This window comes from Cellulomonas biazotea, from assembly GCF_004306155.1.
Taxonomy (GTDB): Bacteria; Actinomycetota; Actinomycetes; order Actinomycetales; family Cellulomonadaceae; genus Cellulomonas; species Cellulomonas biazotea.
This window is the reverse complement of record NZ_BIMR01000126.1, coordinates 1-13,957: the sequence shown is the minus strand read 5'-3', so window position 1 is coordinate 13,957 and position 13,957 is coordinate 1. Positions and strand designations below refer to the sequence as shown.

The window sequence follows — 13,957 nt, the reverse complement described above, 5'->3', positions numbered from 1 at the left end:
TGCTCGGCGTCCGGCGAGCACGACGGCCACCGCGAGGACCAGCGACGTCAGCGCGACGAGGACGACCGCGTGCGGCAGCACCCCGCCGCCGAGGACGTGCGCGACGGCCGACAGAGCGACGACGACGGACGCGACGAGACCGGCGCGCGCGAGGCGCCAGGGTCCGGTCGTCGCCGCGGGCATCCGGCCAAGGTACCCGCGGGCCCGAGCCCGCCCGCACCGGTGAAAAGATTCGCGGGACGGGCCGTCGCCCGCGAGTGTGACGGGGAACACCCCGCGCGCCGGAGGTGTTGCCCCGACGTCGGCCCGCACTCGGACCGCACGCCCCGCTCCCGCCCGCGCCGCCCACCACCGACGGCGCGGACGCCCGGTCCGCAGCACGGTCCCGTCCCCCGCCGAGAAGGTCCGATGTCGTCCGAGAGCACCACGACCACCGCCCCTGCCCCCGCGTCGTACCAGCCGCCGACGCACCGGGAGATCCGCACGATCCTCGGCGGGCTCATGCTCGGCATGTTCCTCGCCGCGCTCGACCAGACGATCGTCGCGACGTCGATCCGCACGATCGGCGACGACCTGCACGGCCTGTCGCTGCAGGCGTGGGTCACGACCGCGTACCTGCTGACCGCGACGATCACCACGCCGCTGTACGGCAAGCTCTCCGACGTCTACGGCCGCAAGCCGTTCTACCTGCTGGCGATCGCGCTGTTCGTCGTCGGGTCGCTGCTGTCGGGGACCGCCGACTCGATGTACCAGCTCGCGCTGTTCCGCGGCGTGCAGGGGCTCGGCGCGGGCGGGCTCATGGCGCTCGCGATCACGATCCTCGGCGACCTCGTCGCGCCCCGGGAACGCGCGCGGTACCAGGCGTACTTCCTCGCGGTGTTCGGCACGTCGTCCGTGCTCGGGCCGGTCATCGGCGGGTTCTTCGCGGGGGCGGACACGATCCTCGGGATCACCGGCTGGCGGTGGGTGTTCCTCGTCAACGTGCCGATCGGCGTCCTCGCGTTCGTCGTCATCGCGCGCGTGCTGCACCTGCCGCCCCTGCGCCGGGTCGAGCACCGGATCGACTGGCCGGGCGCCCTCGCGCTGGTCCTGGCCCTCGTGCCGCTGCTCGTGGTCGCCGAGCAGGGACGGCTCTGGGGCTGGTCGTCCGGCCGGGCCGTCGCCTGCTACGTCACCGGCGCCGTCGGCCTCCTGCTGTTCTGGCTGGCCGAGCGGTACGCCAAGGGCGACGCGATCCTGCCGCTCTACCTGTTCCGCAACCGCACGTTCAGCGTCGGGTCGGCCGCGAACCTCGTCATCGGGCTCGGCATGTTCGGCGGGCTCGCGACCCTCCCGCTGTACCTGCAGATCGTGCGCGGGCAGACGCCGACCGAGGCCGGGCTCACCCTCATCCCGTTCACCGTCGGGATCATGACGGGGTCCGTCGTCGCCGGTCAGACGACCTCCCGGACCGGCCGCTACAAGATCTTCCCGGTGATCGGGACGGCGCTCATGGTCGTCGGCGCGCTCGCGTTCTCCCGCCTCGGCGCCGACACCCCGTTCGCGCAGATCTTCGCGTCGTCGATCGTCTTCGGGCTCGGGCTGGGCCTGACGATGCAGCCGCTCGTCCTCGCCGTGCAGAACGCCGTGCCCGTGCGCGACATGGGCGTCGCGACGTCGTCGTCGCTGTTCTTCCGGCAGATGGGCGGCACGCTCGGCACCGCCGTCTTCCTGTCCGTGCTGTTCTCGACCGTCGGCGGCAACATCCGCGACGCGCTCGCACGGCTCGCCCCCACCCCCGAGTTCCAGGCCGCGCTCGCCGACCCGGCCGTCCGGGCCGACCCCGCGAACGCCGCGGTCATCGACGCGCTGCAGGGCACCGGGTCGTTCCCGTCGCTCGACGACTCCTCGTTCATCGGCGCCCTCGACGAGCGCCTCGCGCGGCCGTTCCTCGAGGACTTCGCGTCGTCCGTCGACCTGGTCCTGCTCATCGCGGCGGTCATCATGGTCGTCGGCGTGGTCCTGACGATCCTGCTGCCCGAGCTGCCGCTGCGGAACGTCTCCGGCATCCAGGGCCGGCTCGACGAGGACGGCGCCGCGGCGGTGGCCCCGGCGACCGGTACGACGGGCGGACCGGTGACCGCCGTCGGAGGCGTCACCGCGGTCGTCGCGGACGCCGACGCAGGTCGCGGCCCGGAACGCTGAACCGGAAGGGCCGTGCCACCGTTGAACCGGTGACATGACGGAGCCCACCACCGGAGGCCGCGATGCCGCGCACGATCCAGGAGTCCCCCGCCCTCTCCCTCGCCCACGACCCCGCGGACGGTGCGACGACCGTCGCCGCGGTCCCGACGCCGCACTCGTGCGGCGGCTGCCTCGACCGCCGACAGGTGCTGCAGCGCGCCGGGCTCGTGACGATGGGCGTCGCCGCGGCGGGCGTCCTCGCGGCGTGCTCGAGCGGCGGCTCGGGCGGCTCCGGCGACGACGGCGGCACGGGCGGTGACTCCGGCGGCGACGGCGGGTCCGCGCCCGCGGCCGACGGGTCGCTCGCCCAGGTGGCCGACATCCCCGTCGGCGGCGCGATCTCCGCGACCGACGCCGACGGCAACAAGATCCTGCTCGTGCAGCCCGAGGCCGGCACCGTCATCGGGCTGTCCGCGATCTGCACCCACCAGGGCTGCACCGTCGCACCCGACGGCGACGAGCTGCACTGCCCGTGCCACGGCTCGGTGTTCGACCTGACCGGCAAGAACGTGTCCGGCCCGGCGCCCGAGCCGCTGCCCCCGGTCGACGTGCACGTCGCGGACGGCGCCGTGCTCCTCGGGAAGGCGTGACCATGAGCGCACCCACCGCCGGCCCGGCCGGCACCACCCGCCCCGTCGTGACCCGGCGGCCCGTCGCGCTCGGCCTGCGCATCGTGCTCGCCGTGTGCGTCGTGACGTCCGCGGTCGTGCACCTGCAGCTGTGGAACGACGGCATGAAGAGCGTCGACGTCGTCGGCCCCGCGTTCCTGCTCAACGGGGTCGGCGGGATCGTCATCGGCGTCCTGCTGCTCACGTGGCGCACCGTGTGGCCCGTGCTCGGCGCGATCGGGTTCGGGGCCGCGACGCTCGGCGCGTTCGTGGTCGCGACGACCGTCGGCCTGTTCGGCGTGCAGTCCCGCTGGGAGGGCGTGCCCGAGTGGGTGTCGGCGATCACCGAGGCGGTCGCGATCGTCCTGGGTGTCGTCACGCTCCTCGTCGAGCGGCGGCTCGTCGCCGCGGCGGCGACGCGGGTCTGACCGGAGCCTGACGGGGGCCTGACGTGCTCGTCCGGCCGCAGGACGGCGTCGGTCGTCCTGCGGCCGACGGCGTCCGGCGACGTCAGGCCGGGCAGCCGTCCGGCAGGTCGGCCGCGGCCCCGCCCTCCGGCGTCAGCCCCAGACCAGGCCCCGCGCGGGGTCGCCCAGCACGGCGGCCACGTCCGCCAGCACGCGCGCCCCGAGCTCGCCGTCGACGAGGCGGTGGTCGAAGCTCAGCGCGAGCTGCGTGACGGACCGGGGCTTGATCTTGCCCTTGTGCACCCACGGCTGCTCGCGGATCGCGCCGAACGCGAGGATCGCCGCCTCGCCCGGGTTGAGGATCGGCGTGCCGGTGTCGATGCCGAACACCCCGACGTTGGTGATCGTCACGGTGCCGTCCGCCATGTCCGCGGGCGACGTCCGGCCTGCCCGCGCGGTGGCGGTGAGGTCACCGAGCCCCGTCGCGAGCTCCAGCAGGCTGAGCCGGTGCGCGTCCTTGATGTTCGGGACCACGAGCCCCCGGGGCGTCGCCGCGGCGATCCCCAGGTTGATGTAGTGCTTGTAGACGATCTCCTGCGACGCCTCGTCCCACGACGCGTTGATCTCCGGGTGCCGGCGGATCGCCAGGAGGAGCGCCTTCGCGGCGATCAGCAGCGGCGTGACGCGCACGTCGGCGAACTCCCGGTCGGCGCGCAGGCGCTCGACGAGCCGCATGGTCTTGGTGACGTCGACCGTGTGGAACACCGTGACGTGCGGCGCGGTGAACGCGCTCGTGACCATGGCCTCGGCGGTCCGCTTGCGCACGGACTTCACGGGGACACGGGTCTGCCGCCCGTCGGACGACACCGTCCCGCTGGCGAGCCACGGCTTGTCGTCGCCGGGGTAGGTCGCGAGCGTGCGGGCCTCCGCCTGGGAGGCGCGCGCCAGGACGTCCTCGCGCGTGACGATCCCGCCGGGGCCCGTGGGCGACACCGAGTCCAGGTCGACGCCGAGCTCGCGGGCGAGCTTGCGGACCGGGGGCTTCGCGAGCGCGTGCCGCGCGACGGCGGCCTGGACGCCCGTCGACCCGGCGGACGCGTCCGGCGTCGCGGCGGGGCTCGTACCCGCGTCGCCGCGCGGGCGTCGCGTCGTGCCCGCGTCGGCGAGGCCGTACCCGACGAGGACGGCCTGCCGCCCCTCACCCGCCTGCGCTGCGTCGGGAGCGGCCGTGGTGGCCGGGCCCGCGGGCGTCACGGCGGCCGCAGCGGGGGCCGACGGCCGTGCGGCGGCGACCTCGTCGGCCCCGCCGGGCTCGACGCCCGAGTGCCGGTCGACACCTCCGCGGTGCCCGTGCTCGACGGCGCCGCCGTGCCCGGTGGTCGTCGGCGCCGGGGCGGTGCCCGTCGGGTCGGTGTCGATCTCGATGATCGGGGTGCCGACGTCGACCGTCTGCCCGGGCTCGACGAGGATCGCGGTCACGACGCCCGTCCACGGGCTCGGCAGGTCGACGAGCGACTTCGCCGTCTCGATCTCGACGATCGTCTGGTTGACCTCGACGGCGTCCCCGACCGACACGTGCCACGCGACGATCTCGGCCTCGGTGAGACCCTCCCCGGCGTCGGGGAGCGGGAACTGCTGGTACGTCGGCACGGTGCGGGTCCTCCTCGGGAGGGTCGAGCGGGGCGGGCGCCGATCGGGCGGCGGGTCGTGCGGCGGTGCTGCGGCGGGTCGGGCCGCGAGGTCTGCGCCGCCTCACCGGGGGTGGTGGCGAGGCGGCGCGGACAGGACCGTCAGAACGCGAGTGCGCGGTCGACGGCGTCCAGGACCCGGTCGAGACCGGGCAGGTAGTCGTGCTCGATCTTCGCGACCGGGTACGGGGCGTGGAACCCGCCGACGCGGAGCACGGGCGCCTGCAGGTGGAAGAAGCACTCCTCGGTGATCCGGGCCGCGACCTCGGCTCCTGACCCGTAGAGCACGGGGGCCTCGTGCACGACGATGCAGCGGCCCGTGCGGCGGACCGACTCGGCGACGGTCGCGGTGTCGAGCGGCGACAGGGTGCGCAGGTCGACGACCTCGATGCTCGTGCCCTCGGCGGCAGCCGCCTCGGCGGCCTTGACCGCGGTCTGCACGGTCGGCCCGTACGCGACGACGGTCACGTCGGTGCCCGCACGGACGATGCGCGCCTTGTCGAGCAGCGGGCCGTCGGGCGCGGCGTCGAGGTCGACGTCGCCCTTCTCCCAGTACCGGCCCTTGGGCTCGAAGAACAGCACCGGGTCCGGAGAGGAGATCGCCTGCTGGATCATCCGGTACGCCTCGACGGGGCTCGACGGCGAGACCACGCGCAGGCCCGCGGTGTGCGCGAACAGCACCTCGGGCGACTCGCTGTGGTGCTCGACCGCGCCGATGCCGCCGCCGTACGGGACGCGGATGACGACGGGCAGCGTGATCCGGCCCTTCGACCGGTAGTGCATCTTCGACAGCTGCGTCGTGATCTGGTCGTACGCGGGGAAGATGAACCCGTCGAACTGGATCTCGCACACCGGTCGGTAGCCGCGCATCGCGAGCCCGATCGCGGTGCCGACGATGCCGGACTCGGCGAGCGGGGTGTCGACGACGCGGTGCTCGCCGAAGTCCTTCTGCAGGCCGTCGGTCACCCGGAACACGCCACCGAGCTTGCCGATGTCCTCGCCCATGAGCAGCACCTTGGCGTCGCGCTCCAGGGCCCGCCGCATGCCGAGGTTGATCGCCTTCGCGAACGTGAGGCGCTGCGTGCCGGTCGTGCTGCCCGCGGGGTCCGTCGGGCGGGTCTCGGTCGTGGCGCTCACCGGTGGCTCCCCTCGCGCTGGCCGTGCGCGCCGTCGGCGAACGACGCCTCGTACTGCTCGAACCAGGCGCGCTCGGCGTCGACGACGGCGTGCGGCGTGGCGTAGACATGCTCGAACATCGACGCGGCCGACGGGCGGCCCATCGCGCGGACCTCGGTGCGGATCCGCTCGCCGAGGGCGTCGGCCTCGTCGGCGACCTGCGCGACGAACGTCTCCGGGAGCTCGCCGCGCTGCTCGAGGTGCAGCCGCAGGCGGTCGATCGGGTCGCGCCGTCGCCAGTGCTCCTCCTCGGCGCTCGAGCGGTACCGCGTCGGGTCGTCGGACGTCGTGTGCGCGCCCATGCGGTACGTGAACGCCTCGACGAACGTCGGGCCGCCGCCCGACCGCGCCCGCTCGAGCGCCTGCTGGGTCACGGCGTACGTCGCGACGACGTCGTTGCCGTCGACCCGCACCGACGGGACGCCGAAGCCCGGGCCGCGGTCCGCGAGCGGCACACGCGTCTGCTTGGTCGTCGGCTCGGAGATCGCCCACTGGTTGTTCTGGCAGAAGAAGACGACGGGCGCGTTGTTCACGGCCGCGAAGACGAGCGCCTCGTTGACGTCGCCCTGCGAGGTCGCGCCGTCGCCGAAGTAGACGACGACCGCCGCGTCGCGCTCCGCGTCGCCCGTGCCGACGAGCCCGTCGCGCTGCAGGCCCATCGCGTAGCCGGTGGCGTGCAGCGTGTGCGAGCCGATGACCAGCGTGTACAGGTGGAAGCCGTGCGCGACGGGGTCCCAGCCGCCGTGGTCGACGCCGCGGAACAGCCGCAGCACCTCCGCGAGGTCGACGCCGCGGACGTGCGCGACGCCGTGCTCGCGGTAGCTCGGGAAGACGTGGTCGCGCGGCGTCATCGCGTGCGCCGAGCCGACCTGCGCGGCCTCCTGGCCGAGGCTCTGCGCGAACAGCGCGAGCTCGCCCTGCCGCTGCAGCGACGTCGCCTCGGTGTCGAAGCGGCGCACCAGCACCATGTCCCGGTACATCGCCCGCAGCGCGTCGGCGTCGAGGTGCGCGACGAGCGCGTCGAGCTCGGGATGCGGGGTGCGGTCACCGGTGGGAGTCAGCAGCTGGACGAGACCGTCGTCGGTCAGGGGGCCGGACTGGCTCACGCGGTTCTCCTTCACGGCCGGCGGCGGGTGCCGCTCCGGGTCGGGCGGTCCGGGTGGTCCCGGGTCGGGATCTCGAACCTACGTCAGCGTAGGCTACGCCTGCGTAGGTTGCGCGAGAACCCGACGCACAAGGCTGATCCGGACGTCTTGTGGGGTCCCTACAGCCGACCCGCCCCCACCTGGGACGCCGCCCGTGCGGCCCTCTCCCGGAATTCAGCCGCCCGTCCGGCCCAGATCCGCGGCTCGTCGGCCGATGAGGAGGGAAGGGCGGTGAGCGCCACCGCGGAAGGGGCCACGATGCGCGACGAGCACGAGCCGGCCGAGCCCGGCCGCGACCACCCGACCGACCGGCACCTCGGCCACGTCGACCGTTCTGCCGGGCAGGTCGACCGTCCTGCCGGGCCCGGGGACGCCCACGCGGAGCCCGCCCGCAGCCACCAGGTGCACGAGAGCGACGTGCGGCTCGCCCTCGAGCGCCTGAGCCTCGGCGACCGCGCCCTCACCGTCCACCGCGCCACTGCGTTCCTCACGGCCCTCGGCGTCACGGTCACCCACGACGGCCCGCCGGCTCCGGACGCCGACGCTCGCGACGAGGCACCCGCCGGTGCGGTCTCGGCGGACCGGGCGTCCGCCGACGTCCCGACGCCCGGCGACGCCCCTGTCCCGTCGGCGGTCGGCACCGCTCTCCCCACCCCGCGCGACCTGCCGGTCCCGTCGACGGTCGGCTCAGCCGTCCCGGCGACGAGCGCCGTCCCGGCCGCCCGCGTCACGGCCGTCGTCGCGACGCCCGCGCCGGATGCCGAGGACGACCCGACCGACGGCGACATCGCGAACCTCCTGGAGGTGCTCGCGCACCTGCACGACCGCGGCACGACCACGGCGGACGACCTCCGCGGCCGCCCGCGGACCCTGCAGCCACGCCCGACGGCGGTCGCGACGGTCTGACCTCCGCCGGGCGCGCTGACGTCAGCGGCGGGTGACCTCCGACGACACCTCGAGGAAGAGGTCGGTCGCCTCGGGCTCGCCGACGCTCACCCGGACACCGTCACCCGCGAAGGGACGGACCAGGACACCGGCGCGTGCGCAGCGCTCCGCGAACGACGACGCCTGCTCGCCGAGCGGGAGCCAGACGAAGTTGGCCTGCGAGTCGGGCACCGTCCAGCCCTGCGCGCGGAGCGCGGTGAGCAGGCGGGCGCGCTCGGCGACGACCGAGTCGACCCGACGCAGCAGCTCGTCACGGGCCCGCAGCGACGCGAGCGCGGCGAGCTGCGCCACGTGCGACACCCCGAACGGCGTCGACGCGGCTCGGATCCCCGCGGCGAGCCGGGGGCGGGCGACGGCGTAGCCGACGCGCAGGCCGGCCAGCCCGTAGGCCTTGGAGAACGTGCGGAGCAGGACGACGTTGGGGTGCTCGGCGAAGACGGCCAGCCCGTCGGCGGCACGCTCGTCGCGGACGAACTCGACGTACGCCTCGTCGAGCACGACGAGCACGTCGGACGGGACGGCCGCGAGGAACCGCGCGAGCTCGTCGGCGTGCACGGCCGGCCCGGTCGGGTTGTTGGGGGTGCACACCAGCACGACCTTGGTGCGGGGCGTGACGGCCTCGGCCATCGCCTCCAGGTCGAGCCGGCCGTCCGCCCCGACGGGCACGCGCACGCCCTCGGCCCCCGCGAGCGACACGGCGATCGGGTAGGCCTCGAACGACCGCCACGGCAGGACGACCTCGTCGCCCGCCTCGCACACCGCCGTCAGGACGTGCCCGAGCGCCGCGACCGAGCCGCAGCCGGTGACGATGCTGTCCGGCGTGACGCCGAGCGACGCCGCGATGGCCTCGCCGAGCTCGGTCGCGTACATGTCGGGGTACCGGTTGACGTCGACGGCGGCGTCGGCGATGGCCGCGACGACGGACGGCAGCGGCGGGAACGGGTTCTCGTTCGACGACAGCTTGTAGGCCGCGGCGCCGACGGGTGCGCGGGCGCCCGGCACGTAGGGCGGCAGGTCGGCGAGGGCCTTGCGGAGGGCGACACGGCTCACCGGGTCAGCATGCCACCGCGAGGGGCCCGCCCCCCGGGACGTCCCACCGCGCGACGACGCGGGACATCGTGTGCACGGGGTCGACGCGCGAACGGTCGAGGTGCGTGCCGGCGTCGGCGCGCTCCCGCGCAGGCGCGCGTCGGTGCGTGCCGGTGCCGGTGCGTGCGGGTGCCGGTGTGCTCCCGCGCAGGCACGCGTCGGTGCGCACCGTCCGGGACGGCGTCGTTCTCCCCTCGCTGCGCGGACGTCGATGGCAGGATCGACGCATGTCGTTCGTGGTGAGGGTGCTGATCAACGGTGTCGCGATCTGGTTCGCGACCCTCGTCCTGTCGGGCCTGACGATCGTCGGCGCCGACTCCGACCTCGAGCAGGCGCTCATCATCCTGCTCATCGCGCTGGTGTTCGGGATCGTCAACGCGGTCGTCAAGCCGATCGTCGCGGTCCTGTCGATCCCGCTGTACATCCTGACGCTGGGGCTGTTCACGCTGGTCGTGAACGCGCTGATGCTCATGCTCACCGCGTGGATCACGGAGCAGACGAGCTGGGGGCTGCGGATCGACAACTTCGGCACCGCGGTGCTCGGCGCGCTCATCATCTCGGTCGTGAGCTTCGTGCTGTCCGTCATCATCCCGGGCTCGCGTCGCGACTGACCGGGCGCCCACCTGACCGGGCGCCCACCTGACCGGGCGCTCACCGGGCCGCCGGGGACAGCGCGGGCAGCGGGGTCGGGCCGCCGACCGGTGACAGGCGGTCCCCGCGCGGCAGGCCGGTGACCGGGTCGAGCCGCACGAGGTCGGGGTCGCGGGTCGCGACGAACTGACGGGTGGTCGCGGTCGTCCCCTCCGGGCCGAGCACGGTGTCGACGGCCGCCACGAAGTCGCGCAGCTGCGGGTCGTCGGCGTGGACCTCGATCGCCTCCGCCGACGTCACGTACCGGCCCATCGCGTGCGCGTCGAGGGGGCTCGTGACCGGAGCGGCACCGTTGAGCGCCGGGTCGACTCGCATCTCGCGGACGTTCGGCCCCGTCAGGATGGGCCCACCGGAGGCCTGCGGCACGACGTCCTGCGGGTGGCGCAGGTGGAGCACCTCGACCGACGACGGCACGCGGACCGCCCCGACGTCGTCCGGGGATCCCGCCGTCACGACCGCGGCGATTGCGTACGTCCCGGCGGCGATCGAGGCGACGTTCGCGGCCACCATGCCGCCCTGGCTGTGGCCCGCGAGCAGGACCGGCTCGTCGGAGCGGATGCCGGCGAGGTGCATGGCGTCGAGGACGGCGTCGGTCATGTCGTCCGGGACGTCACCCACGAGCCGCGGGTTGGTCCCGTTGTCCATCGGCGAGTCCCCGGTGACGCCGGCGTTCTGCGTGCCGGGGATCTCGACGACCCACGACACGGTCCCGTCGGGACGGTGGAGCCGCTGCACGCTGATGGTCCCGTCGGGCGTGCCGCGCATCCCGGTCTCCGTGCCCTCGCGATAGCTCAGGCCGGTGTTCGCGATGACCCCAGCGACGTCCCGGGGCACCGGCAGCTGGGGGGCGCCTGCGCGGGCGACGACGGCGGTCGGTCCGGCGTCCGGGAGGAGGCCGGAGATGCGGCGGGCGGCGAGCCGGACGCGCTGCGAGGGCGGCACCAGGAGGCCGTCACGGCCGAGGAAGCCGGAGGCGAGGCCGAGGACCAGGAGCTCGGAGCGCCGGTCCGCGAGCGCCCACGTCGTCGCGCGGGGCGCCCAGTGGCGCAGCTGCCGCTGCTCCCACCGCAGCACGTCGTCGGCACGTCCGAACGGGGCGAGCAGCGCCATGGCGGTGCGCGTCGTCACCCGCGCGACGTTGGCCGCGACCGCGGCGGCGACGCCGACCTGGACGAACCGCTGCACGGCGAGGACCGGGAACGTCCCCAGCAGCGAGCCGTCGAGCGCGACGACGCCGCGCAGTGCGCTGCGTGCTGCCGACTCCGCGTGGTCGTACGTGATGACCGCCCCGCGGACGCGACGCGCGAGGTCGAGGACGTCGTCGGCGACGCGTGCCGGCGCAGCAGCGCCGCTCCGGGCGGCCTGGAGGGCACGGGCCGCCGCCTTGCCCTCGGGCGTGAGCAGCGCCGACGGAGCGGCCTGGGTCGCGACCGTCAGAAGGCGCGCCGCGATGTCGAGACGGTCGGCCACGGTGGCGAGGAGATGGGCGGCCCGGTCGAGGTCGGCGAGGTCGACGACGTCGGGCTGGCCTCCGCCGATGATGGTGACGCCGTCGTCCCCGGGTGGAGTGGGCGCACCTCCCGGCTCGGCGGTCACAGCAGGAACCCGGTCGCGCAGGAGCCGCCGGAGCGCGCGCGGGTCGTCGCGTCGTCGGCCGCGACGGCCGCACCGAGCGCGTGCTCGACGTCGTGGACCGACCGGCGCAGGCGCGTGTCGACGTCGTCGAGGGCGGCGAGGTAGCGCGCGACGGTCGGCGACCGCCACTCCACGCGCCGAGCCTGGCGGACGAGGTCGCGCGCCTCCTCGACCGCGGCGAGGGCGCGTCTGACGTGCGGGGCGATGTCGCTCTCCATGCCCGGCACCGTAGGGAGGCCGACCGCGGGCCCGTGGCGCCGTCGCCGCGCACGGTGGACCCGCCGTCGTCGGGAGGGCCTGTGGACGGCTCAGGCCCGCGCGAGCTTCACGGCCGTCCTCGGGCGCAGCAGGTCTCGTCGGTCGGTCAGTCGTCCGAGCCGACGAACGCCCGCACCGGCCGCGACAGCGCCACCCACGCGACGACCGTCGCGGACAGGATCGCCAGCACCCGGCCGACGTCACCCCCGCCCGAGCCGGTGACCAGCGTCGCGACGACGGCGAGCGCCTGCGCACCGACCTGCAAGGCCGCGACGGGGCGCAGCCCGTCGACCAGCACCGCGACCTCGACGCGGCCGCGCCAGGTGACCCGCGCGGTCGTCGACGCGCACCACAGCAGCACGTGCACCAGCAGGACCAGACCGAGCACGACGGGCAGCGACGGCACCTCGCCGGACAGCAGCCGCAGCCCCGCGAGCACGACCACGCCACCGGCGGCCGCCGTCGCGGGCGCGAGCACGAGCACCGGCACGAGCAGCGCGCCGACGGTCACGAACGCGGGCGCGAGGCCGTGCCCGGGGGCGGTCGACGCGAGGACGAGGACGAGCACGCCGAGCAGCCCGAGCACTGCCCGCAGCACCACCGCGGGGACGGCCCTGCCGGTCCGGACCTCGATCTCGCGCCCCGCACCGACGCCGGTCCCACGCACCGCCCTGCCCCTGCGCACCGCACCCGTCCCGCTCACCGCGCCCGTCCCGCTCGCTGCACCCGTGCCGCTCACCGCGCCGCCCCCGCCCGGCGTCGTCCCCGCCGTGCCAGCCCGGCCAGGGCCACCTCCGGGGCGTCGCGCCACGTCACGACCTCGACGTCGGCGTCCGCGAGCGCCGCGAGCCGGTCCTCGCGGGCGATCCGCACGATCTGCAGGGCGAGCTCCTCGCGCGGACCGAGGTGCCGGTCGTGCAGGGTCGGCAGGACGTCGACGCCGACGACGCGGTGCCCGCCGCGCCGCCACTGCGCGGCCACGTGGGCGGCCTGGTCGTCGAGGAACGTCGAGAAGACGTAGACGATCGCGCCGGACGGCAGCTGCGGCGGGCGCAGCCGCAGGGACGGCTCGCCCTCGGGGCGGGTCAGGGCGAGGGCGTGCCGGATGCGGTCGAGCTGACGACGTCCTCCGCCGGGCGGCAGCGGGCGGCGGTGCACACCGAGGTCGTCGAGCCCGACGCGGTCGCCGGCGCCGACGAGGTGCTCGGCGACGGACGCCGCCGCGACACGGGCCAGGTCCAGCGACGTGACGTCCTGCGAGCGCGGGGCCGTCTCGCCGCGCCACGTGAGCGGGTCGGGGCCGACGTCGTCGCGCGAGTCGACGACCAGCACCGCGACGGCCTCGGCGAGCGCGTGCTCGCGGCGCACGTAGAGCTCGTGCAGGTCAGGGGCGCGCCGGGCGGTGACGCGCCAGTCGATGCGCCGCAGCCGGTCCCCGGGTGCGAGGGGGTGCACGTCGCGCAGCCCGCCGCCCTCGCCGGGTCGTCGCGACTCGTGGGCGCCGGTCAGGCCGCGCAGCCGCGGCGGCAGGGGCAGCTCGCGCAGCGGCCGGGTGTCGGGCAGGACGAGGACCTCGCGGCTGGTCGGGTCGGTCGGCTCGGAGACGCTCGCACCGCCCGGGCCGACGCCCTGCGCGTCGACGACGGCGACGTCCTGCGGTCCGGTCCGTACCGTCCGCACGACGACCGGGACCTCGCGCCGCCCGTCGGTCCGCACGAGCGCCTGCACGACGGCCCGGCCGCCGTGCCGCACGGTGAGGACGGCGGCCGGGCCGGTCGTGACGACCTCGGCGACGGCCGTGAGCTCGCCGGCGGAGCCGTGCGGCCGTGCGACGGTCACCTCGACGGGCTCGGTGGGGCGGCGCCGCCAGTCCCACACCCCGGCCAGCAGCGGCGCGACGCCGAGGACGGCGACGTCGGCCCGTCCCGCGACCGCGCCGAGGACCAGCAGGACGACGCCCGCGGTGACCCCGCCGACGACGGTCCGCGTGCGGTGCCACAGGGCGGCGGAGCGGGTCATCGCCGTCGCCCGGGCGCGCCACGGCCCCGACCGGCCGCTGCCGCCACGGGACGGCGGGTCGGTGCGGTCCCGGCGGTCGGCACGCGGCGGGTCACGGGCGCGTCGCCCCCACC

At 75.5% G+C, this 13,957-nt stretch carries 13 protein-coding genes and 1 pseudogene; 5 read left to right on the top strand and 9 right to left on the bottom strand.

What is annotated here, in order from left to right; translation table 11 throughout:
- Window positions 1–183, bottom strand: a pseudogene (locus CBZ_RS09540) (hypothetical protein); the annotation flags it as partial.
- Between the two features lie 225 nt (window positions 184–408).
- On the opposite strand from CBZ_RS09540, the gene CBZ_RS09535 reads away from it, so the two are divergent.
- The 3 genes from CBZ_RS09535 to CBZ_RS09525 all read left to right on the top strand — a co-directional run bounded on the left by CBZ_RS09535 (window position 409) and on the right by CBZ_RS09525 (window position 3,259).
- A complete protein-coding gene (locus CBZ_RS09535; RefSeq protein WP_130781328.1) occupies window positions 409–2,184 on the top strand; it encodes an MDR family MFS transporter in 1,776 nt (591 codons plus the stop codon).
- A 62-nt stretch (window positions 2,185–2,246) separates the two neighbouring features.
- The gene (locus tag CBZ_RS09530) at window positions 2,247–2,813 is read left to right on the top strand and encodes a QcrA and Rieske domain-containing protein (protein ID WP_130781327.1); all 567 of its coding nucleotides are present in this window, start codon (window positions 2,247–2,249) and stop codon (window positions 2,811–2,813) included.
- A 2-nt stretch (window positions 2,814–2,815) separates the two neighbouring features.
- The gene (locus CBZ_RS09525) at window positions 2,816–3,259 is read left to right on the top strand and encodes a hypothetical protein (RefSeq protein ID WP_246013218.1); all 444 of its coding nucleotides are present in this window, start codon (window positions 2,816–2,818) and stop codon (window positions 3,257–3,259) included.
- A gap of 132 nt (window positions 3,260–3,391) precedes the next feature.
- Here the strand turns inward: CBZ_RS09525 and CBZ_RS09520 are convergent, their stop codons facing one another.
- The 3 genes from CBZ_RS09520 to pdhA all read right to left on the bottom strand — a co-directional run bounded on the left by CBZ_RS09520 (window position 3,392) and on the right by pdhA (window position 7,208).
- The gene (locus CBZ_RS09520) at window positions 3,392–4,888 is read right to left on the bottom strand and encodes a dihydrolipoamide acetyltransferase family protein (RefSeq protein ID WP_130781326.1); all 1,497 of its coding nucleotides are present in this window, start codon (window positions 4,886–4,888) and stop codon (window positions 3,392–3,394) included.
- Window positions 4,889–5,028: 140 nt separating this feature from the next.
- Window positions 5,029–6,063: an alpha-ketoacid dehydrogenase subunit beta gene (locus tag CBZ_RS09515; RefSeq protein WP_130781325.1), complete on the bottom strand. Its 1,035-nt coding sequence runs from the start codon at window positions 6,061–6,063 to the stop codon at window positions 5,029–5,031.
- A complete protein-coding gene (gene pdhA, locus CBZ_RS09510; RefSeq protein ID WP_246013216.1) occupies window positions 6,060–7,208 on the bottom strand; it encodes a pyruvate dehydrogenase (acetyl-transferring) E1 component subunit alpha in 1,149 nt (382 codons plus the stop codon). Before pdhA ends, CBZ_RS09515 begins: the two co-directional genes overlap by 4 nt.
- 270 nt (window positions 7,209–7,478) lie before the next feature.
- On the opposite strand from pdhA, the gene CBZ_RS09505 reads away from it, so the two are divergent.
- Entirely contained in the window at window positions 7,479–8,153 is a 675-nt protein-coding gene (locus CBZ_RS09505) for a hypothetical protein (protein WP_130781323.1), read from the top strand.
- Window positions 8,154–8,174: 21 nt separating this feature from the next.
- Here the strand turns inward: CBZ_RS09505 and hisC are convergent, their stop codons facing one another.
- The gene (hisC, locus tag CBZ_RS09500) at window positions 8,175–9,242 is read right to left on the bottom strand and encodes a histidinol-phosphate transaminase (RefSeq protein ID WP_130781322.1); all 1,068 of its coding nucleotides are present in this window, start codon (window positions 9,240–9,242) and stop codon (window positions 8,175–8,177) included.
- A 266-nt stretch (window positions 9,243–9,508) separates the two neighbouring features.
- On the opposite strand from hisC, the gene CBZ_RS09495 reads away from it, so the two are divergent.
- On the top strand, window positions 9,509–9,892 hold the full coding sequence (locus CBZ_RS09495; protein WP_130781321.1) for a phage holin family protein: 384 nt from the start codon (window positions 9,509–9,511) through the stop codon (window positions 9,890–9,892).
- A gap of 40 nt (window positions 9,893–9,932) precedes the next feature.
- On the opposite strand, the gene CBZ_RS09490 is transcribed toward CBZ_RS09495, so the two are convergent.
- The 4 genes from CBZ_RS09490 to CBZ_RS09475 all read right to left on the bottom strand — a co-directional run.
- Window positions 9,933–11,528, bottom strand: a complete 1,596-nt coding sequence (locus tag CBZ_RS09490; RefSeq protein WP_130781320.1) for an alpha/beta fold hydrolase — start codon at window positions 11,526–11,528, stop codon at window positions 9,933–9,935.
- Window positions 11,525–11,785, bottom strand: coding sequence for a hypothetical protein (locus CBZ_RS09485; protein WP_130781319.1), 261 nt, complete (start codon window positions 11,783–11,785; stop codon window positions 11,525–11,527). The genes CBZ_RS09490 and CBZ_RS09485 overlap by 4 nt, the downstream gene beginning before the upstream one ends.
- Before the next feature lie 146 nt (window positions 11,786–11,931).
- The gene (locus CBZ_RS09480; protein ID WP_130781318.1) at window positions 11,932–12,492 is read right to left on the bottom strand and encodes a hypothetical protein; all 561 of its coding nucleotides are present in this window, start codon (window positions 12,490–12,492) and stop codon (window positions 11,932–11,934) included.
- Window positions 12,493–12,560: 68 nt separating this feature from the next.
- Window positions 12,561–13,957, bottom strand: a 1,397-nt coding sequence (locus tag CBZ_RS09475; RefSeq protein WP_373862162.1) for a DUF58 domain-containing protein, incomplete at its 5' end; no start/stop codon positions are given.